This window comes from Pseudomonas fluorescens (assembly GCF_902497855.1).
GTDB lineage: Bacteria > Pseudomonadota > Gammaproteobacteria > Pseudomonadales > Pseudomonadaceae > Aquipseudomonas > Aquipseudomonas fluorescens_BI.
The window spans coordinates 212704-239489 of sequence record NZ_CABVHU010000012.1; the positions used below are offsets into that span (position 1 = coordinate 212704).

At 61.3% G+C, this 26786-nt stretch carries 25 protein-coding genes and 1 pseudogene; 12 read left to right on the plus strand and 14 right to left on the minus strand.

The window, feature by feature from the left end; all coding sequences use genetic code 11:
• Positions 1-63: 63 nt before the first annotated feature.
• From F8N96_RS23445 to F8N96_RS23465, 5 genes are all read right to left on the minus strand, one after another.
• Entirely contained in the window at positions 64-507 is a 444-nt protein-coding gene (locus F8N96_RS23445; protein WP_150799832.1) for a hotdog fold thioesterase, read from the minus strand.
• 33 nt (positions 508-540) lie between these two features.
• Positions 541-2208 carry an AMP-binding protein gene (locus tag F8N96_RS23450; RefSeq protein ID WP_150799833.1) on the minus strand — a complete coding sequence of 556 codons (1668 nt, stop codon included), beginning with the start codon at positions 2206-2208 and terminating at the stop codon, positions 541-543.
• A gap of 203 nt (positions 2209-2411) precedes the next feature.
• Positions 2412-2864 (minus strand): phosphohistidine phosphatase SixA, encoded by a 453-nt coding sequence (gene sixA / locus F8N96_RS23455; RefSeq protein WP_150799834.1) that lies wholly within the window; start codon positions 2862-2864, stop codon positions 2412-2414.
• Positions 2861-3208 carry a DUF4389 domain-containing protein gene (locus F8N96_RS23460; RefSeq protein WP_150799835.1) on the minus strand — a complete coding sequence of 116 codons (348 nt, stop codon included), beginning with the start codon at positions 3206-3208 and terminating at the stop codon, positions 2861-2863. The genes sixA and F8N96_RS23460 overlap by 4 nt, the downstream gene beginning before the upstream one ends.
• A 31-nt stretch (positions 3209-3239) precedes the next feature.
• On the minus strand, positions 3240-4265 hold the full coding sequence (locus F8N96_RS23465; protein WP_150799836.1) for an NAD(P)H-dependent glycerol-3-phosphate dehydrogenase: 1026 nt from the start codon (positions 4263-4265) through the stop codon (positions 3240-3242).
• Positions 4266-4555: 290 nt separating this feature from the next.
• Here F8N96_RS23465 and F8N96_RS23470 point away from each other — a divergent pair, with 290 nt between their 5' ends.
• From F8N96_RS23470 to F8N96_RS23490, 5 genes are all read left to right on the plus strand, one after another.
• Positions 4556-5485, plus strand: a complete 930-nt coding sequence (locus F8N96_RS23470; protein WP_150799837.1) for an ABC transporter substrate-binding protein — start codon at positions 4556-4558, stop codon at positions 5483-5485.
• The gene (locus F8N96_RS23475) at positions 5482-7383 is read left to right on the plus strand and encodes an ATP-binding protein (protein ID WP_150799838.1); all 1902 of its coding nucleotides are present in this window, start codon (positions 5482-5484) and stop codon (positions 7381-7383) included. The genes F8N96_RS23470 and F8N96_RS23475 overlap by 4 nt, the downstream gene beginning before the upstream one ends.
• A 247-nt stretch (positions 7384-7630) precedes the next feature.
• Positions 7631-8146, plus strand: coding sequence for a 3-hydroxyacyl-[acyl-carrier-protein] dehydratase FabA (gene fabA, locus F8N96_RS23480; RefSeq protein WP_003179264.1), 516 nt, complete (start codon positions 7631-7633; stop codon positions 8144-8146).
• 11 nt (positions 8147-8157) lie between these two features.
• Positions 8158-9378, plus strand: coding sequence for a beta-ketoacyl-ACP synthase I (gene fabB, locus F8N96_RS23485; RefSeq protein ID WP_150799839.1), 1221 nt, complete (start codon positions 8158-8160; stop codon positions 9376-9378).
• A 401-nt stretch (positions 9379-9779) separates the two neighbouring features.
• Positions 9780-9968: a hypothetical protein gene (locus tag F8N96_RS23490; protein ID WP_150799840.1), complete on the plus strand. Its 189-nt coding sequence runs from the start codon at positions 9780-9782 to the stop codon at positions 9966-9968.
• A gap of 157 nt (positions 9969-10125) precedes the next feature.
• On the opposite strand, the gene F8N96_RS23495 is transcribed toward F8N96_RS23490, so the two are convergent.
• The 8 genes and pseudogenes from F8N96_RS23495 to F8N96_RS23530 all read right to left on the minus strand — a co-directional run bounded on the left by F8N96_RS23495 (position 10126) and on the right by F8N96_RS23530 (position 19526).
• On the minus strand, positions 10126-10668 hold the full coding sequence (locus F8N96_RS23495; protein ID WP_150799841.1) for a DUF2058 domain-containing protein: 543 nt from the start codon (positions 10666-10668) through the stop codon (positions 10126-10128).
• Positions 10669-10696: 28 nt separating this feature from the next.
• The gene (gene mazG / locus F8N96_RS23500) at positions 10697-11530 is read right to left on the minus strand and encodes a nucleoside triphosphate pyrophosphohydrolase (protein ID WP_150799842.1); all 834 of its coding nucleotides are present in this window, start codon (positions 11528-11530) and stop codon (positions 10697-10699) included.
• Between the two features lie 150 nt (positions 11531-11680).
• Entirely contained in the window at positions 11681-13924 is a 2244-nt protein-coding gene (gene relA, locus F8N96_RS23505) for a GTP diphosphokinase (RefSeq protein ID WP_150799843.1), read from the minus strand.
• Positions 13925-14047: 123 nt separating this feature from the next.
• Positions 14048-15400 (minus strand): 23S rRNA (uracil(1939)-C(5))-methyltransferase RlmD, encoded by a 1353-nt coding sequence (gene rlmD, locus F8N96_RS23510; protein ID WP_150799844.1) that lies wholly within the window; start codon positions 15398-15400, stop codon positions 14048-14050.
• Positions 15400-16302, minus strand: coding sequence for a cysteine synthase CysM (gene cysM / locus F8N96_RS23515; RefSeq protein ID WP_064676298.1), 903 nt, complete (start codon positions 16300-16302; stop codon positions 15400-15402). The genes rlmD and cysM overlap by 1 nt, the downstream gene beginning before the upstream one ends.
• Positions 16303-16417: 115 nt before the next feature.
• A pseudogene (locus F8N96_RS23520) lies at positions 16418-17056 on the minus strand (DUF1016 N-terminal domain-containing protein); the annotation flags it as partial.
• Between the two features lie 321 nt (positions 17057-17377).
• Positions 17378-18817: a sensor histidine kinase gene (locus tag F8N96_RS23525; RefSeq protein ID WP_150799845.1), complete on the minus strand. Its 1440-nt coding sequence runs from the start codon at positions 18815-18817 to the stop codon at positions 17378-17380.
• Positions 18804-19526 carry a response regulator transcription factor gene (locus tag F8N96_RS23530; protein WP_150799846.1) on the minus strand — a complete coding sequence of 241 codons (723 nt, stop codon included), beginning with the start codon at positions 19524-19526 and terminating at the stop codon, positions 18804-18806. The genes F8N96_RS23525 and F8N96_RS23530 overlap by 14 nt, the downstream gene beginning before the upstream one ends.
• Positions 19527-19739: 213 nt before the next feature.
• Here F8N96_RS23530 and F8N96_RS23535 point away from each other — a divergent pair, with 213 nt between their 5' ends.
• From F8N96_RS23535 to F8N96_RS23550, 4 genes are all read left to right on the plus strand, one after another.
• Positions 19740-22493: a response regulator gene (locus F8N96_RS23535; RefSeq protein WP_150799847.1), complete on the plus strand. Its 2754-nt coding sequence runs from the start codon at positions 19740-19742 to the stop codon at positions 22491-22493.
• 207 nt (positions 22494-22700) lie between these two features.
• A complete protein-coding gene (locus F8N96_RS23540) occupies positions 22701-23693 on the plus strand; it encodes a 2-hydroxyacid dehydrogenase (RefSeq protein ID WP_150799848.1) in 993 nt (330 codons plus the stop codon).
• A gap of 77 nt (positions 23694-23770) precedes the next feature.
• The gene (locus F8N96_RS23545) at positions 23771-24205 is read left to right on the plus strand and encodes a hypothetical protein (protein ID WP_150799849.1); all 435 of its coding nucleotides are present in this window, start codon (positions 23771-23773) and stop codon (positions 24203-24205) included.
• Complete coding sequence (locus tag F8N96_RS23550; protein WP_150799850.1) at positions 24205-24609, plus strand: META domain-containing protein; 405 nt, start codon at positions 24205-24207, stop codon at positions 24607-24609. The genes F8N96_RS23545 and F8N96_RS23550 overlap by 1 nt, the downstream gene beginning before the upstream one ends.
• 164 nt (positions 24610-24773) lie before the next feature.
• On the opposite strand, the gene F8N96_RS23555 is transcribed toward F8N96_RS23550, so the two are convergent.
• Positions 24774-25241 (minus strand): TlpA disulfide reductase family protein, encoded by a 468-nt coding sequence (locus F8N96_RS23555; RefSeq protein ID WP_150799851.1) that lies wholly within the window; start codon positions 25239-25241, stop codon positions 24774-24776.
• A 114-nt stretch (positions 25242-25355) separates the two neighbouring features.
• Between F8N96_RS23555 and arsC the strand changes: the two genes are divergently transcribed.
• From arsC to F8N96_RS23570, 3 genes are read left to right on the plus strand one after another with little or no spacing between them, the layout of a single operon-like run.
• Positions 25356-25709, plus strand: a complete 354-nt coding sequence (arsC, locus tag F8N96_RS23560; RefSeq protein WP_150799852.1) for an arsenate reductase (glutaredoxin) — start codon at positions 25356-25358, stop codon at positions 25707-25709.
• Positions 25706-26302 carry an NAD(P)H:quinone oxidoreductase gene (gene wrbA / locus F8N96_RS23565; RefSeq protein ID WP_150799853.1) on the plus strand — a complete coding sequence of 199 codons (597 nt, stop codon included), beginning with the start codon at positions 25706-25708 and terminating at the stop codon, positions 26300-26302. Before arsC ends, wrbA begins: the two co-directional genes overlap by 4 nt.
• A 1-nt stretch (position 26303) precedes the next feature.
• Positions 26304-26729, plus strand: a complete 426-nt coding sequence (locus tag F8N96_RS23570; RefSeq protein WP_150799854.1) for a DUF2069 domain-containing protein — start codon at positions 26304-26306, stop codon at positions 26727-26729.
• Positions 26730-26786: the final 57 nt, after the last annotated feature.

Here is a 26786-nt window from a genome sequence, read left to right on the forward strand (position 1 = left end):
ATCGCAGGGTACACGGTGCACGAGCTGCCGCAGGCTGCGATCTTTTGATCCATCAACCCTCAATCAACGTGCCGGCGGATTCTCACCCAACGGCACCACGGCCATGGTCAACCGCGACACGCAACTGGCCTTGCCCTCATCGCTGGTCAGCCGAATGTCCCAGACATGGGTCGTACGTCCAATGTGAATTGCCCTGGCCACCGCCGTCACCCGCCCGCTGCGCAAGCCACGCAAATGGTTGGCGTTGATTTCCAGGCCCACGCAATAAAACTTGCTGGTATCGATGCACAGGTAACTGGCCATGGAGCCGACGGATTCGGCCAGCACCACCGAGGCGCCGCCGTGCAGCAGGCCGTAAGGTTGGTGAGTGCGGTGGTCGATGACCATGCTGGCGGTCAGGGACGCTTCATCGAAGTCTTCGAAGCGGATATCCAGCACTTCGCCGATGGTGTTTTTCTGGAGTGCGTTCAACGTCTCGATGTTGGGAGTGGTACGCCACAAACTCATTGCTGACATCCTTTGTTGGTTTTTATTCGTCGCTCAATCCTGCCACAGCACTGCTTCGCTGCGCTCGCTCCATTCTTCGAACCGGGCACCGTAAGCCGCTTCGATCATGTTGCGCTTGATCTTCAGGGTCGGCGTCAGGAAGCCGTTTTCCACGGCCCAACTGTCCTTGACGACCACCAGCCGGCGCAAGCGCTCATGGTTGTCGAGCACTGCGTTGACCTCCTCCAGGAGCTTTTCCAGACTGGCATGCAGGCCTGCGCGCGCGGTGCCGCCCGCGTCCTGTTGCCCGACCGCCGAAAGCACGCACAAACCCAGCGGCGCACTCAATCCATCGCCGACCACGCACACCTGCTCGATCCGTGAATGCACCGCCAGCCGATTTTCGATCGGTGCCGGGGCGACGTATTTGCCTGTGCTGGTCTTGAAGATTTCCTTCAGGCGTCCGGTCAGGCGCAGGTTGCCTTCGGCGTCTTGCTCGCCCTTGTCACCGGTGCGCAGGAAGCCGTCTTCCGTGAGGGTTTCGGCGGTTTTCACAGGGTCCTTGAAATACCCGAGCATTGTTGCGCCGCTGCGCACCAGCACTTCGCCGGACGGCTCGATGCGCACCTCCACCTCAGGGCATGGCTTGCCGATCCAGCCGGGTTTGTTCTCACCGGGCCGGCCAACGTGCGAATAGCCGCAGTTTTCGGTCATGCCGTAGACCTCCAGCACATCCAGCCCCAGTTTCTGGTACCACAGCAGCAAGGACTGCGGCACGGGCGCGGCGCCGGACAAGGCTAAGCGCAAGGCATCCAGCCCCAATCCGGCGAGGACTTTGTGCCCCACCCGCTTGCCGATGACCGGCAAGCCCAGCAGAAAGTCGAGACGCTTTGCCGCAATTTTGCTGTACACGCCCATCTGGAACCGGGTCCAGATTCGCGGTACGCCGAACATGGCGGTCGGCCGTGCACGCTGCAGATCGGTCAGGAAGGTGTCGAGGCTTTCGGCAAAGAATACCGTCTGCCCGCTATAGATCGCTGCCAGTTCGACGAACATCCGCTCGGCGACGTGGCACAGCGGCAGGTAGGACAGCAGCCGGTCCGACTCGTTGAGACCGAACATCTGCGTGCCGCGGGTGGTGGCAAACCCCAGGTTGGCGAAGCTGTGCATCACGCCCTTGGGCAAGCCGGTGGTGCCGGAGGTGTAGATGATCGTCGCCAACTGGTCGGCGGACGGCTTGGGATCATCCTGGATCGGCGAGCTCGCTTGCAGGTCGGCCCAGCTGAAATCGAAAGTGCCGGGCGGGTGCAAGGGCAGGCTGATGGTCGGCAGATCGGGATTGATCCCGCGGGACATGCCCGGCCAGTCGTCGAGCTTGCCGATGAACGCCAACGTCGCTTGCGAATGTTCCAGTACTTGGGCGACGGACTCGGCCGTGAGATTCGGGTACAAAGGCACCGAGACATGCCCGGCCATCCAGATCGCCAGGTCGGTGATAATCCAGTGCGCGCAGTTTTTCGAGATCAGGGCGATGTGGCTGCCTTGGGGCAGTTCTTGCGCGCGTAGCCAATGCGCGGCGCATCGGGCCTGATGCCCGACGTCTTCCCAGGCCAGGGTCTCGACCTGTCCGCCGCCCATGGGCTGAACCAGGAAGCGCTGGCGGGGATGGCGGGCTTCGCGCTCGTAGAAGACGTCCAGCGGCAAACGAAAAGCGGCTGACATGCGACTCGCTCCTGTGGTTCTGCTATGGAGCAAGCGTAGTCAACCAAGCAGTTGCTTGGTCGACTATTTCACACAAAACCAGCAACGCCGCCGCTCTTGTGGGAGCGTGGCTTGCCCGCGATTGAATCGACTCGGTCTTCCTGGAAAACCGCGGTGTCTGCATCGCGGGCAAGCCACGCTCCCACAGGGGCCGGTTTCTTCAGCTATGGGTGCTTGATGCCGTTGAGCTTCATCGCCCCGGCCAAAGGCCCTTCGCCTTCAAGCTCGGCAAGGCCGGCGGTGGGGACCGCTTCCGGGTCCTGCACATGTCCATTCTGAAGGTAGCCCAGCAGGTTGCCCACCAGCGGGTTATGACTGACCAGCAGCGCATGATCGACCGACACCAACTGTTCCGCCACCGCTTGCGGGCGGTAGTCGGGTGTCAGCCATTCGACGGTGCGAATCTCCGGTTGAAAGCCCAGCGCTTCACGCACCAGCAAGGCGGTTTCCTGCGCTCGCAGGAAAGGGCTGGCATAGATCGCGGTAAGCGGCTGGCCGATCAACTCGGCGGCGGTGCGCAGCACTTCTTCACGACCGTGGGCGGTCAGCGCCCGCTCGGAATCGGGACGTTTGCCGTGCGGCTCGGCCTCACCATGACGCAATACCCAGAGTTTCATAGTTTCGGTTCCTCATCTCGAACCGGATGCGGCGCGGGCGCCACAACGTGCGGCGCTTCACCTTCCGGCGTACGCGGCATCGGCCAGTCGGCGAACGGCCAGGGCTTCTGGTCGCTGTGGAAACTGCCGAAACGACCGATCTGTGCCAGGAACTGGCTCAGGCTGTCGCCGAAGTTCATCAGGCTGGCGCTCGGGGCGCCATAAATTAAACGATAGATCAACTGCACCAGCACCACCGCACCGAGGATGAACTGCGCCACTTGCCAGACCAGCAAGAAGACGATCATCCATAGCACACGCAGCAGGATGGATTCGTACTTGGCTTCTACTTTCGGATCGTTCATGTCCAGCTCCCTGCCCTGTCGATATAAGTATTCAGTTAAAACCACTGGTGGAAATAAAGTCGACGTCGGTTTTCGGCTCGGCACGCATCAATAGACCGATCACCTGCTCCAGCGTGCGCCCTTCGAACAGGATGGCATGGAGTCCGGCGACCAGCGGCATGTACACGCCAACTTCCTGGGCCTTGGCCTTGAGCACTTTCAGGGTGTTGACGCCTTCGGCCACCTCGCCCAGGCGGGTCACCGCGTCTTCCAGGCTCAACCCCTGGCCCAGGGCGAACCCGACCTGGTAGTTGCGGCTTTTCGGCGACGAACAGGTGACGATCAAATCGCCCACGCCCGCCAGCCCGAGGAACGTCATGGGGTTGGCGCCCTGATTCACCGCGAAGCGGGTCATTTCCGCCAGCGCCCGGGTAATCAACATGCTCTTGGTGTTTTCACCCATGCCCAGCGCCACCGCCATGCCGGCGATGATCGCGTAGACGTTTTTCAGCGCCCCGCCCAACTCCACGCCGAAGCGGTCGGCGCTGGCGTAGACGCGAAAGGTGCGACCGTGCAGCGCGGCCTGGACCTGTTGGCAGAGGTCTTCGTCTTCGCTGGCGACCACCGTGGCGGTCAAGGCGTGTTCGGCTATTTCACGGGCCAGGTTCGGCCCCGACAGGACGCCGATGCGCGCTTGCGGGGCGATCTCTTCGAGGATTTCGCTCATCAGCTTGAAGGTGTGGGCCTCGATGCCTTTGGTCAGGCTTACCAGCAATTTGCCGCGCAGACGTTCGGCATGCGGCGCCAGCACCGAGCGCAGCGCGCTGGAGGGCAGCGCCACGAAACTCAGGTCGCAGGCTTCCAGGGTGGCTTGCAGGTCGGTGACCGCTTCCACGGCCGACAGAATCTTGATGCCTTTGAGGTAGCGCGGGTTTTCGCGATTGACCCGAATGGCCTCGGCCTGCTCGGGGTCGCGCATCCACAGCCGCACCTGGTGCCCGTTCTCGGCCAGCAGATTAGCCACGGCGGTACCAAAACTTCCGCCTCCCAGGACCGCAATTGGGCGCTGTTCAGTCATATGCAATCCGTTAATCCATACCAGTGGCGATGTCGGCATTATACGGAGCCGTCCAGTGGCGGCCAGCCCCTGTATCAATTACCGGCACCTGTACGAAGAAGACCAATAAATCCGCGGAAAATGCCGCCATCGTGACTGGAAAAGTCAACCGGCTCGGTTAACATGCGCGCCAACTGTTCGCTATCAAGGATGAGTCGTGTCGCTTGGCTCTCAATCACCCCGTTTGCCGCTGGTTCTGGCGCTGATTTTCAGCCCGCCCTTGTCGGGAAGCGCGGAGCTGGCGCCCTAAGATGCGCCACTGCTCACAGAAGACGCCACCCCCTGGCCGCCTGCTGGCCGGGCTATGCCTGGTGTTTGCCTGTTTGCTGTGCAGCCTGCCGACATGGGCCGCCGACATTCTGTTGACCGCCGCCGAAGACAGCCCCGGCGTACAATCCTTCACCCGGGCCCTGAGCGAGTTGCGCCCCGCCGACCGCGTGCGCTTCCAGCCACTGTCCAACCTGCCGGCACCGGGCAAACTGCTTGCCAGCACCCGCTTGATCCTGCTTGACCTGCCGAGTCTCGACTGGCGCCTGCAAGAGGCCGAAGGCCCGGCGACCCTGGTATTGCGCATCAGCCGCCTGCAGGCGCGCCAACGCCTGGGGGCCAGCCTGCCCCCATACTTGAGCCTGCTGTGGAGCGATCCGCCGCTGGCTCGGCAATTGCGCCTGACCGGTATTCTTCTACCCCAGGCCCGACGAATCGGCGTGCTCTACGACAGTCACAGTGCGTTTCTGTTGAAGGAACTGCGCCAGGCCGCCCTGCCGCTCGGCCTGGAAATCGTCACCGAGCGCTGGAACAACACCAGTGACAGCCGCCCGCTGCAGTCTCTGCTGAAAAACAGCGACGTGCTGCTGGGACTCGACGATCCCGATGTGTTCAACCCGAAAACCGCGAAAAACCTGTTGCTCAGCAGCTACGCACGGCAACTGGCGCTGATCGGCCCCAATGCCGGTTTCGTCATGGCCGGGAGCCTGGCCAGTACCTACAGCGACCAGGACGACTGGCTGGCGACTCTTGACACACTGCTCGACCAGCCACCGGTCAACTGGCCACGCGCGTACTACCCCCAGCGCTTCCAGGTCTTGAGTAATCCACAAGTGGCTCGTTCATTAGGTATGGAACAGATAGATCAAGCCTCTGTCGCAACACAGTTGGCCGCAGGAGAAAGCCACCCATGACTTTCCATCGTCGCTGGGACATCAATACCCGCACGCAAATCATCAGCCTCGGCCCTGCCCTGCTGCTGACGTTGCTGTTGATCAGCTTTTTCACCTTCGTGCGAATCCAGGACTTGCGCCAGGAACTCAACCACACCGGCCAGTTGATTGCCAACCAACTGGCGCCGGCCACCGAATACGGGGTGATTTCGGGCAACAACGAAGTGCTCGACAGTTTGCTCAAGGCCACGCTGGCCACGCCCAATGTGCGTTTCCTGGAAGTCCAGGACAGCGCCAACCGGATTCTGGTGTACGTGGAACAACCGTCGGAAACCCACACCCGTTCGCATCAGGTCGAAGTCTTCCAGGCCCCGGTGCGACTGCAACGCATTGCGTTGCACAGCGATTTTTTCCAGGGCAGCAAAGCCCCCGGCGTCACGTCCACCGAGGATTATCTGGGCCGGGTCATTGTCGGCCTGTCCAACGACGCCTTCAGCCAGCGCCAGCAGGAAATCCTGTTCAAGGCCGGGATTCTGGCATTGTTCGCCCTGCTGTTTACCTTTCTGATCGCCCGACGCCTGGCGGGCAGCCTGTCGCAGCCGCTGCGCGACATCGGCAATGCGGTCAAGGCGATCCAGGACGGCGACTACAAAACCCCGCTGCCCATCGTCGACGACACCGAACTCGGGGCGCTGTCGCAACATATCAATAACCTCGCCAGCGGTCTCGAACAAGCCAGCCGCGAACAGCATCAGGCGATGGCGCAGTTGATCCAGACCCGCGAAGAGGCGGAAAAGGCCAACAACGCCAAAACCGATTTCCTCGCGATGATGAGCCATGAACTGCGCACACCGATGAATGGCGTACTGGGCATGCTGCAACTGCTGGAAACCACCGAGATGACCGAGGAACAGCTCGAATACGCGGCGCTGGCATCGGAGTCCACCGAACACCTGCTCAAGGTCATCAACGACATTCTCGACTTCTCGCGCATCGAGCGCTCGGAATTGGAGCTCGAGCACATTCCGTTCAACCTCGCGGACCTGATCGGCAGTTGCACCCAGGCGTTCTCGCACAGCGCGGCGCAACGCGGGCTGGATCTGGCCCTGCTGATTCCCGATAACATGCGCGCGTTGCAGGTGCAGGGCGACCCGACGCGGATCCGGCAGATCCTGGTCAACCTGATCGGCAATGCGCTGAAGTTCACCGAGAAAGGTCGCATTACCCTCGAACCGCAATGGCAATCGCTGGATCACGAACTGCTCTGGTTCACCTGCACGGTGCGAGACAGCGGGATCGGAATTTCCAGCAAACACCTGGAATCGATGTTCAATGCCTTCCAGCAGGCCGACAGTTCGATTTCAAGGCGCTACGGCGGCACCGGGCTGGGCCTCCCGATCGCCCGCACCCTGGCCGAGCGCATGGGCGGCACCTTGCGTGCCCGGAGCGAAGAAGGTCGCGGTTCGGTGTTCACCCTGGAAATCCCGCTGGCGCTTTATAAACAGACGCTGCCGATACTGACGCCACGAACGCCAACCGGCACCGGTGATGGCGAGGGGCGCAATGTGCTGCTGGTCGAGGACAATCCGGTCAACCAGACCGTTATCGAGGCAATGTTGCGCAGCCTGGGCTTTACTGTCAGCGTCGCGACCGATGGCGCACAAGCGGTGCGCAGTGCCGAGAGCCTGATATTCGAAGCGATCCTAATGGATTGTCGATTGCCGATCATCGATGGCTATGAGGCGACCCGACAGATTCGCCAATTGCCCGGCTGCGCGGGCTTGCCGATCATCGCCCTGACCGCCAATGCCTTGCAGGGCGACCGGGAAGCCTGTTTATCGGCGGGAATGAACGATTACCTGGCCAAGCCCTTCAAACGTACCGATCTGCAGCAGATTCTGCAGCGATGGGTGCAGTAGTGCTGGCCTTTCGGCTATCTGCGACTGGCGTGAAAGGCGAAAGTGCGGCAGTCTTAGGCACCCGAACAGGCCCGAAAAGGGGCTTGAATAATAATTTCAGTGCACAAGTGTACATTCGTGTCCTTGGTGCTGTGACTTTCACCACAACGCAATAGTCTATGAGTAGGCTGCTGGCTCGAGGCATGAATGCTTCGACCGGCCGGGAAGATTTGCCCCACCTGCCGCACGGGACTATTGAGGAGCTCGCATGACCAAACAAAACGCCTTTACCCGGGAAGACCTGCTGCGCTGCAGTCGCGGTGAGCTGTTCGGCCCAGGTAACGCGCAACTGCCCGCCCCGAACATGCTGATGGTCGATCGCATCACCCTGATCAGCGAAGAAGGCGGCAAGTACGGCAAAGGTGAATTGGTCGCCGAGCTGGATATCACTCCGGATCTGTGGTTTTTCGCCTGTCACTTCGAAGGCGACCCTGTGATGCCAGGCTGCCTGGGCCTCGACGCCATGTGGCAATTGGTCGGTTTCTTCCTTGGCTGGCAAGGTCTGCCGGGCCGCGGCCGCGCCCTGGGTTCGGGCGAAGTGAAGTTCTTTGGTCAGGTTCTGCCGACTGCGAAGAAAGTAACCTATAACATTCATATCAAGCGCGTCCTCAAAGGCAAGCTGAACCTGGCCATCGCCGATGGTTCGGTGACTGTCGACGGTCGCGAGATCTATACCGCCGAAGGCCTTCGGGTCGGCGTTTTCACCTCCACTGACAACTTCTAAGGGTTATCCGCATGCGCCGCGTCGTTATCACTGGTCTGGGCATCGTTTCGTGCCTGGGCAATGACAAAGAGACCGTCTCCGCTAACCTGCGTGCAAGCCGCCCTGGCATCCGGTTCAACCCGGAATATGCCGAAATGGGTCTGCGTAGCCAGGTTTCCGGCTCCATTGACCTTCCCCTCGAAGAGCTGATTGATCGCAAGATCTTTCGCTTCGTCGGCCACGCGGCGGCATACGCCTACCTGGCCATGAAAGACGCCATCGCCGACTCCGGCCTGACCGATGAGCAAGTCTCCAACCCGCGTACCGGCCTGATCGCCGGCTCCGGTGGCGCCTCCACGCTGAACCAGATGGAAGCGCTGGACATCCTGCGCGAGAAAGGCGTCAAGCGCGTCGGCCCATACCGTGTAACGCGGACCATGAGCAGCACCGTTTCCGCCTGCCTGGCCACGCCGTTCAAGATCAAGGGCCTGAACTACTCCATCGCTTCTGCCTGCGCCACCAGTGCTCACTGCATCGGTACCGCCATGGAACAGATCCAGATGGGCAAGCAGGACATCGTGTTCGCCGGCGGCGGTGAAGAGGAACACTGGAGCCAATCGTTCCTGTTCGACGCCATGGGCGCCCTGTCCAGCCAGTACAACGAAACCCCGGAAAAAGCTTCCCGTGCCTACGACAACAAGCGTGACGGTTTCGTCATCGCCGGCGGTGGCGGCATGGTCGTGGTCGAAGAGCTGGAACACGCTCTGGCCCGCGGCGCGAAGATCTACGCTGAAATCGTTGGCTACGGCGCGACCTCCGACGGCTACGACATGGTCGCCCCAAGCGGCGAAGGCGCCATCCGCTGCATGCAGATGGCCATGTCCACCGTTGACGCGCCAATCGATTACCTGAACACCCACGGCACCTCGACTCCGGTCGGCGACGTCATGGAAATGAAAGGTGTACGTGAAGTGTTCGGCGACAAGGCACCGGCCATCAGCTCCACCAAGAGCCTGTCGGGTCACTCCCTGGGCGCCGCCGGCGTTCACGAAGCGATCTACTGCATGCTGATGATGGAAGGCAACTTCATGGCCGGTTCGGCCAACATCGACGAACTGGACCCGGAAGTGGCTGACATGCCGATCCTGACCAAGACTCGTGAAGACGCCACCATCAACACCGTGATGAGCAACAGCTTCGGTTTCGGTGGCACCAATGCCACACTGGTACTGAAGCGCTGGTCGGGTAAGTAATACTCCCGCCGCTCTGCTGCACACAAAAACGCCCCGACTGGTTCGGGGCGTTTTTTTGTGCCTGAATAATGGAGAACACCACTGACCTTGTGGGAGCGAGCCTGCTCGCGATGACGGCATCACATTCAACATTTCTGTATGAGTAAAACCGCTATCGCGAGCAGGCTCACTCCCACAGGTTTTGTGTGAAGCCAGACATTTTCTTCAATGCAAACATGAAGCTTTTGTCATGAAACTTAACGCCCTGCGACCGAATGCCGCGTGTTTGGCGGGCTGCAGGACTTTTACCGATTCTGCAAAAATGAGTTGCCAAACTCTGTCGTTTACTTAGCAAGCTACCAAAATATATAACAAAGGCCTGCACACGCCTTGCTGCAGATAACAGAGATTGGAGCTAGCAGATGACTGTAAAAGTAACTGAACGCGACGATTCACATAAATCCCATGAAGGTGTAGCCGCCGGCATCCGGATCTGGGATGTACATCAACAAGACATGCTGGTGGGGATGTTTCATTCCGAATTCGACGCCCACAATTACAAGGCCGAACTGGAAAAACAGGAGCAGCAACGCGAAGCGCGTTCCGCATAAGCAATTGTAGGAGCGAGCTTGCTCGCGAAGGACTCAAGAGCGCCGCGTTTAATCAGTAAACACGCGTTATCGTTAACGTCCATCGCGAGCAAGCTTGCTCCTACAGAATGGCATTACCGCCATGAGCGGGGTTTACCATTGTTGCAGCCTTGACGACTTACCACATCAGATCGTCAGGGATCTGGAAGGCCGCGTACGGATCGTCCTCGGCGGCCGCTTCTGCGGTCTGCACATTCAACTGCACGATACGTTGCGGATCGCGCTCCTGAATCTTCAGGGCCGCCTCACGGGGGATCACTTCGTAGCCGCCGGCGTGGTGCACGATCGCCAGCGAACCGTTGCTGAGCTTGTTGCGCATCAGCGCATTGACGGAGAGACGCTTGACCTTCTTGTCGTCAACGAAGTTGTAGTAATCCTCGGTGGTCAGCTTCGGCAGGCGCGAGACTTCGATCAATTGCTTGACCTGGGCGGCGCGGGCTTTCGCTTCGGCCTTTTCCTGTTGCTGACGGTTCAGCTCCTGGTCGCGCTTGACCTTCTCGGCCATGGCTTCCTGAGCCGCCCGCTGCTGCGAGTCATCCAGTTCGATCTGGCCTTTGTGGGCCAGACGTTGCTGCTTCTGTTTCTCTTTGCCGACCTGCTTGGCCTGCTTCTGGTTGACCAGCCCTGCTTTAAGCAACTGGTCGCGAAGGGAAATGCTCATGGTGCTTATTTCTCACTTAGGCAACTGCTCAACCGCAGCTGGGCATATTCTTTTCCTGACGTTTGGCTTCGCCCCACAAGGCGTCCAACTCTTCGAGGGTGCAATCTTCCATGGGACGGTGGGTGTCGCGCAATGCCTGTTCGATAAATCGGAAGCGTCTTTCGAACTTGCTGTTGGCACCGCGCAAGGCAGTTTCCGGGTCGACCTTGAGATGGCGCGCCAGATTGACCACGGAAAACAGCAGATCGCCGACCTCATCGGCAATCGCCGCCGAGTCATTGTCGGCCATGGCTTCGAGCACTTCATCAAGCTCTTCGCGGACCTTGTCCAGCACCGGCAAGGCGTCGGGCCAGTCGAAACCGACCTGCCCTGCGCGCTTTTGCAACTTCGCCGAACGAGACAACGCCGGCAATGCTGCGGGCACGTCGTCGAGCAAGGACAGCTGTTCGGGCGCCGAGGATTTCTCCGCCCGTTCTTCGGCCTTGATCTCTTCCCAGCGCTGCTTGACCTGTTCTTCACTCAGGCGCGGAACATCCAGCGGCGCGTACAGATCGCCGGTGGGGAATACGTGAGGATGGCGGCGGATCAACTTGCGGGTGATGCTGTCGACCACACCCGCGAATTCGAAGCGCCCTTCTTCCCGGGCCAGTTGGCTGTAATAAACCACCTGGAACAGCAGATCCCCCAACTCACCCTGCAAGTGATCGAAATCACCGCGCTCGATGGCATCGGCGACTTCGTAGGCCTCTTCAAGGGTGTGCGGGACGATGGTGGCGTAGGTTTGCCTGATGTCCCACGGGCAGCCGAACTGCGGGTCGCGCAGGCGGTTCATCAGGTGCAGCAAGTCTTCAAGTGTGTACATCAATCAATCTCTACATCTGCAACGCGCTATGTCAGGCAAACCGTAGCCCTGTAGGAGCGAGGCTTGCCCGCGAAGAACGTTGACGCAGTCTTTCTGAAAGACCGCGTTATCGTTCTTCGCGGGCAAGCCTCGCTCCTACAGGGGTCGCCATCACGGCGTACGGTTACGCCGGGTTTCGATGATGTTCGGCAACTGGGAAATCCGTCCCAGCAACCGCCCCAGTGCATCCAGCCCCGGAATCTCGATGGTCAGGGACATCAACGCGGTGTTGTCCTCCTTGTTCGAGCGGGTGTTGACCGCCAGCACGTTGATTCGCTCGTTGAGCAGCACTTGCGAAACGTCACGCAGCAAGCCGGACCGGTCGTAGGCCCGGATGATGATGTCCACCGGGTAGGTGAGCACCGGCACCGGGCCCCAGCTGACCTGGATGATCCGCTCAGGCTCGCGCCCGCCCAATTGCAAGACCGAGGCGCAGTCCTGACGGTGAATGCTCACGCCGCGGCCCACGGTGATGTAACCGACGATCGCATCCCCCGGCAGCGGCTGGCAGCAGCCGGCCATCTGCGTCATCAGGTTGCCGACGCCCTGGATCTGGATATCGCCGCGCTTGCCCGGTTTGTAGCCGGTGGCCTTGCGCGGGATGAGTTCGAGCTGCTCGTTGCCGCGTTCCGGCTCCACCAGCTGCTGGGCCAGGTTGACCAGTTGCGCCAGGCGCAAATCGCCGGCACCCAATGCGGCGTACATGTCCTCGGCCGTCTTCATGTTGGCCTTGTCGGCCAGCTTGTCGAAGTCCACCGCGGGCAGACCCAGACGACTGAGTTCACGCTCGAGCAAGGTTTTACCCGCTGCGACGTTCTGATCCCGCGCCTGCAGTTTGAACCAGTGAACGATCTTCGCCCGTGCCCGCGAAGTGGTGATGTACCCCAGGTTCGGGTTCAGCCAGTCGCGACTCGGCGTCCCGTGCTTGCTGGTGATGATCTCGACCTGTTCACCGGTTTGCAGGCTGTAGTTGAGCGGGACGATCCGTCCGTTGATCTTCGCGCCACGGCAGTTGTGACCGATCTCGGTGTGCACCCGGTAGGCGAAGTCCAGTGGCGTCGCGCCCTTCGGCAAATCGATGGCGTGACCGTCCGGGGTGAAGATGTAGACCCGGTCCGGTTCGATATCGACCCGTAGCTGGTCAGCCAGACCACCAATGTCGCCCAGCTCTTCATGCCATTCCAGGACCTGGCGCAGCCAGGAGATTTTCTCTTCGTAGTGGTTGGAGCCGGATTTGACGTCGGTGCCCTTGTAGCGCCAGTGCGCGCAAACGCCCAGCTCCGCCTCTTCGTGCATCGCGTGGGTGCGGATCTGCACCTCCAGCACCTTGCCCTCGGGCCCGATCACTGCGGTGTGCAGCGAGCGGTAGCCGTTCTCCTTGGGGTTGGCGATGTAGTCGTCGAATTCCTTCGGGATGTGCCGCCACAACGTGTGGACGATGCCGAGCGCGGTGTAGCAGTCGCGCATTTCCGGCACCAGGACACGAACGGCGCGCACGTCGTAGATCTGGCTGAACTCCAGACCCTTGCGCTGCATTTTGCGCCAGATCGAATAGATGTGTTTGGCCCGGCCGCTGATATCGGCATCGACCCCGGTGGCCTGCAATTCGACTTTCAGCTGGTTCATCACATCGGCGATGAACCGCTCGCGATCCAGGCGCCGCTCATGAAGCAGCTTGGCAATCTGCTTGTACTGGTCGGGCTCGAGGTAACGGAAGGACAAGTCCTCCAGCTCCCACTTGATATGACCGATACCAAGACGGTGAGCCAGGGGCGCATAGATGTCGAAGACTTCGCGGGCCACGCGGTTGCGCTTTTCGTCGTCGGCGGTTTTCACCGCACGGATCGCGCAGGTGCGTTCGGCCAGCTTGATCAGCGCGACGCGTACGTCGTCGACCATGGCCACCAGCATCTTGCGCAGGTTTTCCACTTGGCCCTGGGTGCCCAGCACCAGGGATTGACGGGGGCTGAGGCTGGCGCTGATCGCCGCCATGCGCAACACACCGTCGATGAGTTTGGCGACCACCGGACCGAAGCGCTGGCTCACCGCCGGCAGTTCGATCTGGCCCTCGCGCACGCCGCGGTACAAGACCGCGGCAACCAACGAATCCTGATCGAGTTTGAGGTCGGCGAGAATCTCGGCGATCTCAAGGCCGGTGCGGAAACTCGAGGTCCCTTCGGACCACAGATTTTTCGCCGCATTGGCTTGTTGTTCAGAGGTGCGAGCGAACTCGCACGCTTCCTTCAAGGCTTCGCGATCCAGTGCCAGATCGACACTGACCGCGTGATCGAGCCAAGCCTCGAGATTGATACTGCCGTCGGTGTTGATCGGCTGGTGTGCTCTCACCTGTACCATCTTGCTTACCTTCCCTACGACGCAGATTCAATGCGTCAAAATCGCTGACCTTCGCTGCCCATGAGCCCACGTCGGGCTGGTGCGCGGCTGCACGGGCGGGCCAGTCGGACCAGACGAGCCTTCCTAACTCGCTTCAAATAACGCCATGGCCTCGACATGTGCCGTTTGAGGAAACATATCGAGAATCCCGGCACGTTTTAACCGGTAGCCCTGTTTGATCAATTCGACCGTGTCACGTGCCAGGGTTGCCGGGTTGCATGACACATACACCAACCGTTCGGCGCCCAACGACTTGAGATTGCGCACGACCTCGAAAGCACCGTCACGGGGTGGGTCCAAGAGTACCGCACAAAAGCCTTCGCGCGCCCATTCGGCATCGGTCAAAGGCTGGGATAAATCGGCCTGAAAAAATTTCGTGTTATGCAGATTGTTGCTAGCGGCGTTGGCGGCTGCCCGTTCGACCATCGCCTGCACGCCTTCCACCGCCACCACTTCGCGAACGGTCTTGGCCAGCGGCAACGCGAAGTTACCCAAACCACAGAATAGATCGAGCACTCGTTCATCGGAGGCTGGCTTCAACCAATCCAGCGCCTGGGCGACCATCGCTTCGTTGACCCCGGCGTTGACCTGAATGAAATCTCCGGGCCGGTATGCCAGGTTCAAATCCCAGGTGTCCAGGCGATAACCCAGGGACTGATCGGGCTCGACCGGATACGGTTCGCCGTCACCGTGCAACCACAATTGAGCGCCGTGGAAGGCGCAGAAATCCTTGAGGATCGTCAGGTCGGCGGCGGACAACGGCGCCATGTGCCGCAGCAACACGGCCAGGGACGAGCCGCTGAACAATTCCACGTGCCCCAACGCCTGAGGCTTGCTCAAGCGCCGCAACATCTCCGGCAAGCGGGTCATGATCGGTTGCAAGGGCTGTACCAGCACCGGGCATTCGTTGATCGCAACGATGTCCTGGCTGCCCGCCGCGCGAAAACCGACCTCGAGTTTTTTCGCCTTCATGTCCCAGCGCACCGCTACCCGGGCGCGACGGCGGTATCCGAATTCCGGACCGCTCAACGGCGCTGCCCACTCTTCGGGTTCGACACCGGCGACCTTGGACAGTTGCTCGGCGAGCATGCGCTGTTTCAGGGCGAGTTGTTCGTTGTGCGGCAGATGTTGCACGCTGCAACCGCCACAGCGACCGGCATGGGGGCACGGTGCCGGACGACGCAATTCGCTGGCCTGGAACACCCGTTCGGTGCGCGCCTCGACCACTTTGCCGTGGGCGCCCAGAACCCGCGCTTCGACTTCTTCACCGGCCAATGCACCGAGGACGAACCAGGTGCGACCTTCGAAAAACGCGATGCCGCGACCGTCATTGGCCAGGCGCTCGATACTCAGGCGCTGCTTCTTGCCGGTCGGGATTTGCGGGGCCTTGCTGCCGCCGGTGGGCTGGAAGCGCAGGCCTCTCTCGTGCTTGGCCATCAGTTGGGCGCGTCGAAAATGCCGGTCGACAGGTATCGGTCGCCACGGTCGCAGATGATCGCGACGATCACCGCGTTTTCAACCTCTTTGGACAGACGCAGCATCGCCGCCACGGCACCGCCCGAGGACACGCCACAGAAGATGCCTTCTTCGCGGGCCAGGCGACGGGTCACGTCTTCGGCTTCGCTTTGTGCCATGTCGACGATCCGGTCCACGCGATCGGCCTGGTAGATCTTCGGCAAGTATTCCTGCGGCCAGCGACGGATACCCGGAATCGCCGAACCTTCCATCGGTTGCAGACCGATGATCTGCACGTTGTCGTTCTGCTCTTTCAAGTAGCGCGAAACACCCATGATGGTGCCGGTGGTGCCCATCGAGCTGACAAAATGGGTGATGGTGCCTTCGGTCTGACGCCAGATTTCCGGACCGGTGGTGGTGTAGTGCGCCTCGGGGTTGTCGCCGTTGGCGAACTGATCCAGCACTTTGCCGCAGCCTTCGGCTTCCATGCGCTGGGCGAGGTCGCGCGCACCTTCCATGCCTTCTTCCTGGGTGACCAGGATCAGCTCGGCGCCATAGGCGGTCATGGCTGCCTTGCGCTCGGCGCTGGAGTTGTCCGGCATGATCAGGATCATCTTGTAACCCTTGATCGCGGCGGCCATCGCCAGGGCGATCCCGGTGTTGCCCGAGGTCGCCTCGATCAGCGTGTCGCCGACGTGGATCTGCCCGCGCAACTCGGCGCGGGTGATCATCGACAGCGCCGGACGGTCCTTGACCGAACCCGCCGGGTTATTCCCTTCGAGCTTGAGCAAAAGGGTGTTGCTGGTGGCGCCGGGCAGGCGCTGCAAACGGACCAGCGGAGTGTTGCCGACGCAATCGGCGATGGTTGGGTACTGCAAGGTCATGGCGTATTCGCAATCCAGACTGCGGGGGCGCCTATCATACCGGCAAACGTCCGCAGGCCATATCACGCAAAGTACGGTGCTTATGGCTTATGGGAATAAGCAATTTATTCAGTACCCTCCTCCAGTCCACAAGGAACTTTTGGAGGCGCACCAGCAATCCCATATGCAGATAGGTTTCAGCGTGGCCGCCGGGCAGGCCGAGAAACTCAACCATGTAGGCATCGCGGAATACTTCCAGCGCCTCAGGGTGAGTTTGTCTCAGCACTGCAGAAACTTTTGCCGGTTGGGTAATGCTGCGCTCGAACAGAGCGGCTTTGAGCTGACGCTCCAATTCGCGCGTGGACCACTTTTCCTGGATAGCCAGACGCAGATAAAACTCACGTTCTTGTGGATGTTTGCTCTGGGTCAAAATGAGCAGGTTGTGGGTCCAGGGTAATTGTGTCAGCAGCGCTGACACTTTTTCATCGCCCCGATAAGCCTCGTAAAATTGGCGCATACGGAACAGATTGCGCCGGGTAAAACCACGCAACCCTGGTTGAGTCACAGCCAGATGCTCCGCCAACTGGCTGACCACCGCATCACCCCACTCAGCCCGTTCCAGCTTGCGACTGATGTAAGCACCGACCTGCCAGTACAGTTCGATCAATCTGGTGTTGACTGCCTGAATCGCTTGCTGCCTGGCACTGTGAATCAGCGCAAGCACTTCACTGAAGCGGTCGTCGACTGTGCCGGCGGGAACATCGGTCGAATTCATGCCCAATCCTTGATGATGAGTAAAAGCGGGAGCTTAACCCGTCAAGAAAGCTTCAAGGCGCCGGCAAAACCCTTTAGGAAATGTCGTACAAAAATTCGCGAACGTTCCGGCAAAATCAGCAAGGTGACGGTTGGCAGGGCCTCTTCGTCGAATGCTGCCCAGACCAAGCCCTACATGGGATCATTGCGGGTTACGGGATCTGGGTACAACCCGATCCTGTAGGAGCCGGCTTGCCGGCGAAGGCGGTGGGTCAGTCGACATTGATGCCGGATACCAGACCGCTTTCGCTGGCGAGCCAGCTCCTACAGGTATTAGAGTCGCTCACACAATTTGTGGCCTACCCATGCCCACTGTGGGAGCGGGCTTGTCGGATCGCCGCACCGCCGCGAAGGCGTCATCGCTGACGCCACCGACATCAGCCAATAAGTGCATATTCAACCGCAACCCCTTACCGGTATTTTCAGCCCAAAGCCTCCCACTTTGGCGCTGCACCGCATTCCTCGCAATGCTCAACCCCAAGCCGAATCCACCGTTCCCGGGCCGCGAACCATCAAGTCGAATGAACGGCGAGAAGATCCGTTCCAGGTCCGCCTCAGCCACCCCACCGCCCTGATCCTCCAGCCACAAATGCCAGAAGTCGCCATCGCGCCGTCCACCGAGGCTGACGATGCCGCCACTTGGTGAATGACGAATGGCATTACGCAGAATGTTCTCCAGTGCCTGGGCCAGGGTATTGAGATGACCGCGCACCCAACAGGACGAATCCACCGCACATTGCAATTGAATGGCCGGCCAGCCACTCTCATAGCAGGCGTTTTCCGTGAGCATTTCCCACAGCGCCTGGATCTGGATCGCTTCGTCGGGTAGCGGTGAGCGCTCGGTGTCGAGCCAGGCCAGTTGCAGGGTGTCTTCGACCAGGCGCTGCATGCCATCGACTTCCCGGTTGATGCGCTCGCGCAGTTGCTCAAGCCCCTGCTCGCTCTCGCTGGCCACCCGCAGGCGGCTCAGGGGCGTGCGAAGTTCGTGGGACAGATCGCGCAGCAATTGTTGTTGCAGGGCCACGGTGCTTTGCAGGCGTTCAGACATGTGATCGAAGGCGCGGCCCAGCTCACCCAGCTCATCGGAACGGTTGGTCGTATGGCGCGACAGCCGCACGCCCAACTGGTCGGCGCGCCAGGCATTGGCTTGCTCACGCAGACTGTTCAACGGCACGACCAGCAACCGATACAGCCCGACGCACAGCAGCAAGGTGAACAGGCCGGGGATGACGCCGTTGGTGATCACCCGCCAGAACACCCGATAACGCCCGGGCACAAAACGCTGTGGCAACTCGATCACCAGGCTGCCGGCGGACGAATCGCCTGGGAAAGGCACCCGCAGCCACGGGCGGCCTTTTTTATGGATGGGCCAGTCCAGGCCGCGCAGAAAGGTCAGGCGCTGGATGTCCTTGTCCGAGAGCGGCAGGCTGCTCAACGACTGCAGATCACCGCCAATGACGCCCACCCAGCCCGTTTCGCGCTGTTGCATGCCCTGCAGCCAGGCATCGACACCCTCGTGCTGACGCTCGAGCCAGGCCTGCTCGGCCTCGCTGGCATAACGCGTCAGGGTCGCTCGGGCATCATCCGACAGGAACTGGTTGCGCTGCTCCATGTAGCGCCCCCAGGACCAGCTCAACCAGATCATCAACAGACAGAAGGCCACCAACAGACACGCCAGCTTCCAGAACAGCGAATGCCGGCCCGGCAGATCAGACCATTTCATCGACGGCACTCAATACATAACCCTTGCCCCACACCGTGCGCACTTCCCGCTCGGTGTAGCCGATGACCTTGAGCTTGCGGCGGATCTGGCTGATGTGCATGTCGAGGCTGCGGTCATGGGCCGCATAACCGCGTTGCAGCACATGCTGATAAAGGAAGGCCTTGCTCAGCACCTCATCGCCATTGCGGTTCAGCGTTTCCAGCAGCCGATACTCGCTGCGGGTCAGGCCGGCAGCCTGGGCGCCGCAATAGACCTCAAACAGCTCATCATCGAACCGCAGGCTGTCCGCCGAGGGGGCGACCGATGCACGCGCCGGCCGCCGGTCGAGTGCCACCCGCCGCAGGATCGCTTCGATGCGCACCCGCAACTCGGCCATGCTGAAGGGTTTGGGCAGATAATCATCGGCGCCCAGGCGAAAGCCGCTGATGCGATCCGCCTCGGCCCCGAGCGCAGACATCAGCACCACCGGGGTCGAATGGCTCTGGCGCAATTGCGTCAGCACGTTCAACCCGTCCATGCCCGGCAGCAGAATGTCCATCAGCACCACATCGAAGGCTTGCTGGCGGGCAATGGCCAGGCCTTCCTGACCGTTCTGGCACCAGGTCACCTGAAACCCGCAACGCCCCAGGTGCTCATGAACATAGGCACCGAGCACGAGGTCGTCTTCGATGGAAAGGATGCGCGGATGGCCAACAGAGATGGGAGTCATGAGTATCTGCAAATAATTCTCAGTTGGCGATTATTCAAGATTGCCTCGCCAGGGGCAACCCAAGGTTTGCCCGCGACGCCAAAGCAGGCCTGCAGCCGACGAATGACTGCATCAATTTTACCGGATTGCCCGCGATCAAATCGCTACACTGCGCAGAGGGTGCGTGCCGGAGGTACGTGCCGGTCATTGAATAGCGGGATGCAGGAGAGAGGCGTGCTCAAGAAACTGGGAATCAAAGGCCGCGTGCTGTTGCTGACCCTGTTGCCGACCAGCCTGATGGCGTTGGTGCTGGGTGGCTACTTTACCTGGATGCAGCAGTCCGACCTGCAAGCCCAACTCATGCAGCGTGGCGAAATGATCGCCGAACAGCTGGCGCCCCTGGTGGCCCCGGCCATGGGTCACCAGAACAACGAGCTGCTGGAGCGCATCGCCACCCAGTCACTGGAGCAGCCGGACGTTCGCGCGGTGACCTTCCTCGCGCCCGACCGCACGCTACTGGCCCATGCCGGCCCGATCATGCTCAACCCTGCCCCCCTGGGCGACGGCTCGCAGCTGCTGCGTCGCAGCGGCAACGATGCGACTCGCTACCTGCTGCCGGTATTCGGCAAGCACCGCAATCTGGCCGGTGACTTGATCCCCGATGAAGCCGATCGCCTGCTCGGCTGGGTGGAACTCGAACTGTCCCACAACGGCATGCTGCTGCGCGGTTACCGCAGCCTGTTCGCCAGCCTGCTGCTGATCGGCGCGGGCCTGGGCGGTGCGGCGCTGCTGGCGTTGCGCATGGGCCGCACCATCAACCGGCCGCTGAGCCAGATCAAGCAAGCCGTGACGCAACTCAAGGACGGGCATCTGGAAACCCGCCTGCCGCCCCTCGGCAGTCAGGAGCTGGATGAACTGGCGTCTGGCATCAATCGCATGGCCGGCACCCTGCAGAACGCCCAGGAAGAATTGCAGCACAGCATCGACCAGGCCACCGAAGACGTGCGCCAGAACCTGGAAACCATCGAAATCCAGAACATCGAGCTCGACCTGGCGCGCAAGGAAGCCCTGGAAGCCAGCCGGATCAAATCCGAATTCCTGGCCAACATGAGCCATGAAATCCGCACGCCGCTCAACGGCATACTCGGCTTCACCCACCTGTTGCAAAAAAGCGAGCTGACCCCGCGCCAGCTCGACTACCTGGGCACCATCGAAAAATCCGCCGACAGCCTGCTGGGGATCATCAACGAGATCCTCGACTTTTCCAAGATCGAGGCCGGCAAACTGGTGCTCGACCATATTCCATTCAATCTGCGCGACCTGTTGCAGGACACCCTGACCATCCTCGCCCCGGCCGCCCACGCCAAACAGCTGGAGCTGGTGAGCCTGGTGTATCGCGACACGCCGCTGTCGCTGGTGGGTGATCCGCTGCGGCTCAAGCAGATCCTCACCAACCTGGTCAGCAACGCGATCAAATTCACCCGTGAAGGCACCATCGTCGCCCGGGCCATGCTCGAAGAAGAGCATGAGGACAGCGTGCAGTTGCGCATCAGCATCCAGGACACCGGCATCGGCCTGTCGAGCCAGGACGTGCGCGCGCTGTTCCAGGCGTTCAGCCAGGCCGACAACTCGCTGTCCCGGCAGCCTGGCGGCACCGGTCTTGGCCTGGTGATTTCCAAGCGCCTGATCGAACAGATGGGCGGCGAGATCGGGGTCGACAGCACGCCGGGCGAAGGCTCGGAGTTCTGGATCAGCCTGAGCCTGCCAAAAACCCGCGACGACGCCGAAGACCTGCCGGGGCCGCCGCTGCTCGGGCGTCGGGTGGCGGTGCTGGAAAACCACGAGCTGGCCCGTCAGGCGCTACAGCATCAACTGGAGGACTGCGGCCTCGAAGTCACCCCGTTCAATACCCTGGAAAGCCTGACCAATGGCGTGACCGGCGCGCATCAGACCGATCAGGCGATCGACCTGGCGGTGCTGGGCATCACCAGCAACGACATGCCGCCGGAGCGCCTCAACCAGCACATCTGGGACCTCGAACACCTGGGCTGCAAAGTGCTGGTGCTGTGCCCGACCACCGAACAGACGCTGTTCCACCTCTCGGTCCCCAACCCCCACAGCCAGCTCCAGGCCAAACCGGCCTGCACCCGCAAACTGCGACGGGCCCTGTCTGACCTGGTCAACCCGCGCCAGTTGCGTAGCGAGCCGGGTGAACCGGTGTCCAGCCGTGCGCCGAAGGTGCTGTGTGTCGACGACAACCCGGCCAACCTGTTGCTGGTGCAGACCCTGCTCGAAGACATGGGTGCCAAGGTGCTTGCGGTGGAAAGCGGTTACGCCGCAGTCAAGGCGGTGCAGAGCGAGACCTTCGATCTGGTGCTGATGGACGTGCAGATGCCCGGCATGGACGGGCGCCAGAGCACCGAAGCGATACGTCAGTGGGAAAGCGAACGGCATTGCACGCCGCTGCCGATCGTGGCCCTCACCGCCCACGCCATGGCCAACGAAAAACGCGCACTGCTGCAAAGCGGCATGGACGATTACCTGACCAAACCGATCAGCGAACGGCAACTGGCGCAGGTGGTGTTGAAGTGGACCGGCCTCGCACTGCGTAACCATGGGCCCGAGCGTGCCAGCGACAGCCATGCCGGCGACCATGAATTGCAGGTGCTCGATCACGACGAAGGTTTACGCCTGGCCGCCGGCAAGGCCGATCTGGCGGCGGACATGCTGGCGATGCTGCTGGCATCCCTGGAGGCCGACCGCGAAGCCATTCGCTGCGCGCGGGATACCAATGATCAGAACGCCCTGATCGAGCGGGTCCATCGTCTGCACGGCGCGACCCGCTATTGCGGCGTGCCGCAACTGCGCGCCGCCTGCCAGCGCAGCGAAACCCTGCTCAAGCAACAGGACCCCAAAGCCCCCCGCGCGCTGGAAGAACTCGACCGGGCGATCAACCGCCTGGCCGCCCATGCCCGTATCAATGCTTGACTGACCCATTACCACGCCCCCCTGTAGGAGCTGGCTTGCCAGCGAAGGCGTCCTCAAGAACAACGCTGAATTTCAGGGCCCCTTCGCTGGCAAGCCAGCTCCTACAGAAGGCGGCCTTAAGAACAACACAGAACTTGAAGGCCCCTTCGCTGGCAAGCCAGCTCCTACAGTAGAGCGGGACAAGGGATCGGGACAAAGGAGGAAATCATGCGCACCATTCTTTTCAGCAGCCAGGCCTACGACCGCGACAGCTTTCTCGCCGCCGCCCTGCCCGCCGGCATCGAGTTGCACTTTCAATCGGCGCGATTGAGCCTTGATACGGCGGCGCTGGCGGAGCAGCACGAAGTGGTCTGCGCCTTCATCAATGACGACCTCAGCGCCCCGGTGCTCGAGCGCCTGGCCGCCGGCGGCACCCGTTTGATCGCCCTGCGTTCGGCCGGTTACAACCATGTCGACCTGGCCGTGGCCAAGCGGCTGGGACTGACGATCGTAAGGGTCCCGGCCTATTCTCCCCATGCGGTGGCCGAACACGCAGTGGCGCTGATCCTGGCGCTCAACCGCCGCCTGCACCGCGCCTACAACCGTACCCGCGAAGGCGATTTCACCCTGCATGGCCTGACCGGCTTCGACCTGGTCGGCAAGACGGTCGGCGTGGTCGGCACCGGGCAGATCGGCGCGACCTTCGCCAGAATCATGCACGGCTTTGGCTGCCGGTTGCTGGCGTACGACCCCTGTCCCAATCCTCAGGTCGAAGCCCTCGGCGCCCGTTATTTGAGTTTGCCGCAGTTGCTGGCCGAGTCGCAGATCATCAGCCTGCATTGCCCGCTCAACGAGCAGAGCAAACATTTGATCAACGGCGAGTCACTGGCGCACATGCAACGGGGCGCGATGCTGATCAATACCGGTCGCGGCGGCCTGGTGGATACCCCCGCGCTGATCGATGCGTTGAAAGACGGCCAACTGGGTTATCTGGGGCTGGACGTGTATGAAGAGGAGGCGCAGCTGTTCTTCGAGGATCGCTCCGACCTGCCGCTGCAGGATGATGTGCTGGCGCGCCTGCTGACGTTTCCCAACGTGATCATTACCGCACACCAGGCCTTCCTGACCCGCGAAGCCCTGGACGCGATTGCCGCGACCACCCTGCAGAATATCGCGGCCTGGGCTGTCGGCAATACCCGGAATCAAGTTGATGCCGGCTGAACCAGATCGAAGGTCATTCGCCCGCGCAGTGCTGCGTTGATGTCCGTGCTAGCATGCCGCGCATATTTGGAGGACCCATGGTCGAACACGATTTCCGCTATAGCCTGATGAACCCGCAACACACCCTCACCGAATGCCGCGCCCTGGTTCCGGGGCGTTATCAAGTCACCGGCAACGGCGGCTCGATTCGCAATAGCGACGTGTTGGTCGTGACCCTCAAAGGCAGCAAGGACTTGTCCATGCGCCTGACCGTCGAAACGGTTCGCCACCTGATCAACCCGCCCGGCCAATGGGTCGCGGTGGCCAGTGGTCCGGTGTTCGGCGAACTGGCGATCCACACCTGGAACGTCAACTGCGACCGCTGCGCCAAGGCATTGAGCTTCGAGTTCGCGGTCGACGCCAAGCTGGGCAACAAGGCCGAAAAGCCAGCCGCCACCGCGCGGATTGCCGAGTTGGGCTGGACCACTGTTGGCGAGAAGCACCTGTGCCCGACCTGCCAGGAGCCTGCGTGATGAAACGCCTTGTTCTGAGCGCCATGGTTGGCGCCAGCCTGTTGGGCTGCGCCGCTGAACCGGTGAAGTTGCAACAGAACCGCAGCTACATACTGGAGTGGATCGGCGAACGGCCCTTGATGGATTACAGCCACCTGACCATCACCCTCGGTGACGACGGTCGGGCCTACGGCAACGGCGGCTGCAACCATTGGTTCGCGCCTTACACCCTGGATGGCGACAAGCTGAGCTTCGGCAAGGTCGGCAGCACCCGCAAAATGTGTGTGCCGGCATTGATGGAGCAAGAACAGCGTTTTCTCCAGGCGCTGGAAAATGTGCAGCGCTGGGATGTTTCGCCGATCGACCAGATGCGTTTCTGGCCGGCCGAAGGCAAGCCATTGCGCTGGTGGCTGGAAGAGGGTTGAACACACCTTGAACCTGTAATGATCGTTCCTACGCTCCGCGTGGGAATGCCGCCCGGGACGCTCCGCGTCCCTTCGCACATCGTGACGCAGAGCGTCACAGGATGCATTCCCACGCAAAGCGTGGGAACGATCAGCGTGGGAACGATCAGTACAGGTGAGGACGATCAGTTGGTCGCCTGCAACGCCTCCAGCTTCTCCATCACCCCCGCCGCCGTCTGCTCGCCCATCAACTGTTCCCGCACCTTGCCCTTGTTATCGATGATATAGGTCACCGGCAACGCTTCACTGCGCGGCAGTTCGAACAGGTCGGCCGGGTCTTGAGCCAGCACCGTGAATTTAATCCCCAACTTCTCACTGGCGCTTCTGAGCTCCTCGCCCTGTACATTGTCGAAGTTGACCCCGAACACACCGATCTGCTTGTCTTGTAGCTGTTCGGCCAGCGCGTTCAACTCCGGGATTTCGGTACGGCACGGCCCACACCATTCCGCCCAGTAGTTGAGCACCAGCCATTGCTTGTCCAGACGCTCGGCAGCAATTTTCCGGCCGTTCTGGTCGATGCCATAGTCGTTGCCGCAGCCCCCCAGCAACAACGTCCCGATGATCGCCAATGCCGCAGCCAGTCGTCTTGTCATGTCGTGATCCTTGTCAAAAAAAGAATACTGCCGCGACCCATTGCCTCCCAAGGTTCTGGATTACGCGCTGCCCAGTTAGAATAGCCGCCACCTTACGCAAGATGCGACCCGCACATGACCGATCTGACGCTTTATCACAACCCGCGCTGCTCGAAATCCCGCGGTGCGCTCGAACTGCTTGAAGGCCGTGGCCTGACCCCGACCGTGGTTCGCTACCTGGAAACCCCGCTGGACGCCCGGCAAATCCAGAGCCTGCTGACCAAGCTCGGCATCAGCGCCCGGCAACTGCTGCGCACCGGCGAGGACGAGTACAAAACCCTGAACCTGGCCGATAGCAGCCTCAGCGAGGCGCACTTGATCGCCGCCATCGCCGCGCACCCGAAACTCATGGAGCGCCCGATTCTCGAAGTGGGCGACAAAGCCATCATCGGCCGTCCGCCGGAGAATGTGCTGGAGCTGCTGCCGTGAGCGCACCCTATATCCTGGTCCTGTATTACAGCCGCAGCGGCTCGACCAATGAAATGGCCCGGCAGATTGCCCGGGGCGTCGAGCAGGCCGGGCTTGAAGCCCGGTTGCGCACGGTCCCGGCGATCTCTACCGAATGCGAAGCCGTGTCGCCGGACATCCCCGATGAAGGCGCGCTGTACGCCACCCTCGACGACCTGAAGCAATGTGCGGGCCTGGCCATGGGCAGTCCGACCCGGTTTGGCAACATGGCGGCGCCGCTCAAATACTTCCTCGACGGCACCAGCAACCTGTGGCTGACCGGCGCACTGGTGGGCAAGCCGGCCGGGGTGTTCACCTCCACCGCAAGCCTGCATGGCGGCCAGGAAACCACACTGTTGTCGATGATGCTGCCACTGCTGCACCACGGCATGCTGATCACCGGCCTGCCTTACAGCGAATCGGCCTTGCTGGAAACCCGCGGCGGCGGCACGCCTTATGGCGCGAGTCACCACGCCGGGGCCGATGGCAAAAGCGGCTTGAATGAACATGAAGTGGCGCTGTGCCGAGCCTTGGGTCTGCGCCTGGCCCGCACCGCACAGAAACTGGAGAGCTGAGGTGGCCAGGAAGCCGAAGATTCTGCCCTCCATCCAATGGCTGGAACCGCGCGTACGAGCGATGCGAGTCGTCAGTCTGCTGTGTTTTTTCGGCCTGCTGGGGTTGCTGTGCGCCTACTACCTGGTCGTCGCCGACCTGCACGGCGCACGGCCCTGGGTCATTCTGCTGATCGAACTGGTGCCGCTGCTGTTGCTGGCGCCGGGCATGATCATCGGCAGCCCGCGCGGGCATTCGTGGATGTGCTTTGTGGTGAACCTGTATTTCATCAAGGGCGCATTGGCCGCGTTCGATCCGAACCGGCAGCTGTTCGGGTTGCTGGAGATGGGGGCGAGCCTGGCGGTGTTCTGTTCGGCGCTGTTGTATGTGCGGTGGCGGTTTCAGTTGAATCGCCGGTTGGCGGGTGAAGGCGAAACCTCCGTCGCCTGATCGCCCCCACGGTGATCGTTCCCACGCTCTGCGTGGGAATGCATCAAGTGACGCTCC

Excerpts from the sequence above, each read along its gene's own strand:
- F8N96_RS23470 (WP_150799837.1), top strand. The coding sequence starts at position 4,556 with ATGCGCCACTGCTCACAGAAGACGCCACCCCCTGGCCGCCTGCTGGCC.
- fabA (WP_003179264.1), top strand. The coding sequence starts at position 7,631 with ATGACCAAACAAAACGCCTTTACCCGGGAAGACCTGCTGCGCTGCAGT.
- arsC (WP_150799852.1), top strand. The coding sequence starts at position 25,356 with ATGACCGATCTGACGCTTTATCACAACCCGCGCTGCTCGAAATCCCGC.
- relA (WP_150799843.1), bottom strand. The coding sequence starts at position 13,924 with ATGGTACAGGTGAGAGCACACCAGCCGATCAACACCGACGGCAGTATC.
- F8N96_RS23490 (WP_150799840.1), top strand. The coding sequence starts at position 9,780 with ATGACTGTAAAAGTAACTGAACGCGACGATTCACATAAATCCCATGAA.
- F8N96_RS23460 (WP_150799835.1), bottom strand. The coding sequence starts at position 3,208 with ATGAACGATCCGAAAGTAGAAGCCAAGTACGAATCCATCCTGCTGCGT.
- fabB (WP_150799839.1), top strand. The coding sequence starts at position 8,158 with ATGCGCCGCGTCGTTATCACTGGTCTGGGCATCGTTTCGTGCCTGGGC.
- F8N96_RS23555 (WP_150799851.1), bottom strand. The coding sequence starts at position 25,241 with ATGACAAGACGACTGGCTGCGGCATTGGCGATCATCGGGACGTTGTTG.
- F8N96_RS23465 (WP_150799836.1), bottom strand. The coding sequence starts at position 4,265 with ATGACTGAACAGCGCCCAATTGCGGTCCTGGGAGGCGGAAGTTTTGGT.
- sixA (WP_150799834.1), bottom strand. The coding sequence starts at position 2,864 with ATGAAACTCTGGGTATTGCGTCATGGTGAGGCCGAGCCGCACGGCAAA.
- F8N96_RS23445 (WP_150799832.1), bottom strand. The coding sequence starts at position 507 with ATGAGTTTGTGGCGTACCACTCCCAACATCGAGACGTTGAACGCACTC.
- F8N96_RS23475 (WP_150799838.1), top strand. The coding sequence starts at position 5,482 with ATGACTTTCCATCGTCGCTGGGACATCAATACCCGCACGCAAATCATC.
- F8N96_RS23540 (WP_150799848.1), top strand. The coding sequence starts at position 22,701 with ATGCGCACCATTCTTTTCAGCAGCCAGGCCTACGACCGCGACAGCTTT.
- cysM (WP_064676298.1), bottom strand. The coding sequence starts at position 16,302 with ATGACCTTGCAGTACCCAACCATCGCCGATTGCGTCGGCAACACTCCG.
- F8N96_RS23550 (WP_150799850.1), top strand. The coding sequence starts at position 24,205 with ATGAAACGCCTTGTTCTGAGCGCCATGGTTGGCGCCAGCCTGTTGGGC.
- F8N96_RS23545 (WP_150799849.1), top strand. The coding sequence starts at position 23,771 with ATGGTCGAACACGATTTCCGCTATAGCCTGATGAACCCGCAACACACC.
- F8N96_RS23450 (WP_150799833.1), bottom strand. The coding sequence starts at position 2,208 with ATGTCAGCCGCTTTTCGTTTGCCGCTGGACGTCTTCTACGAGCGCGAA.
- F8N96_RS23530 (WP_150799846.1), bottom strand. The coding sequence starts at position 19,526 with ATGACTCCCATCTCTGTTGGCCATCCGCGCATCCTTTCCATCGAAGAC.
- F8N96_RS23495 (WP_150799841.1), bottom strand. The coding sequence starts at position 10,668 with ATGAGCATTTCCCTTCGCGACCAGTTGCTTAAAGCAGGGCTGGTCAAC.
- rlmD (WP_150799844.1), bottom strand. The coding sequence starts at position 15,400 with ATGGCCAAGCACGAGAGAGGCCTGCGCTTCCAGCCCACCGGCGGCAGC.
- mazG (WP_150799842.1), bottom strand. The coding sequence starts at position 11,530 with ATGTACACACTTGAAGACTTGCTGCACCTGATGAACCGCCTGCGCGAC.
- F8N96_RS23525 (WP_150799845.1), bottom strand. The coding sequence starts at position 18,817 with ATGAAATGGTCTGATCTGCCGGGCCGGCATTCGCTGTTCTGGAAGCTG.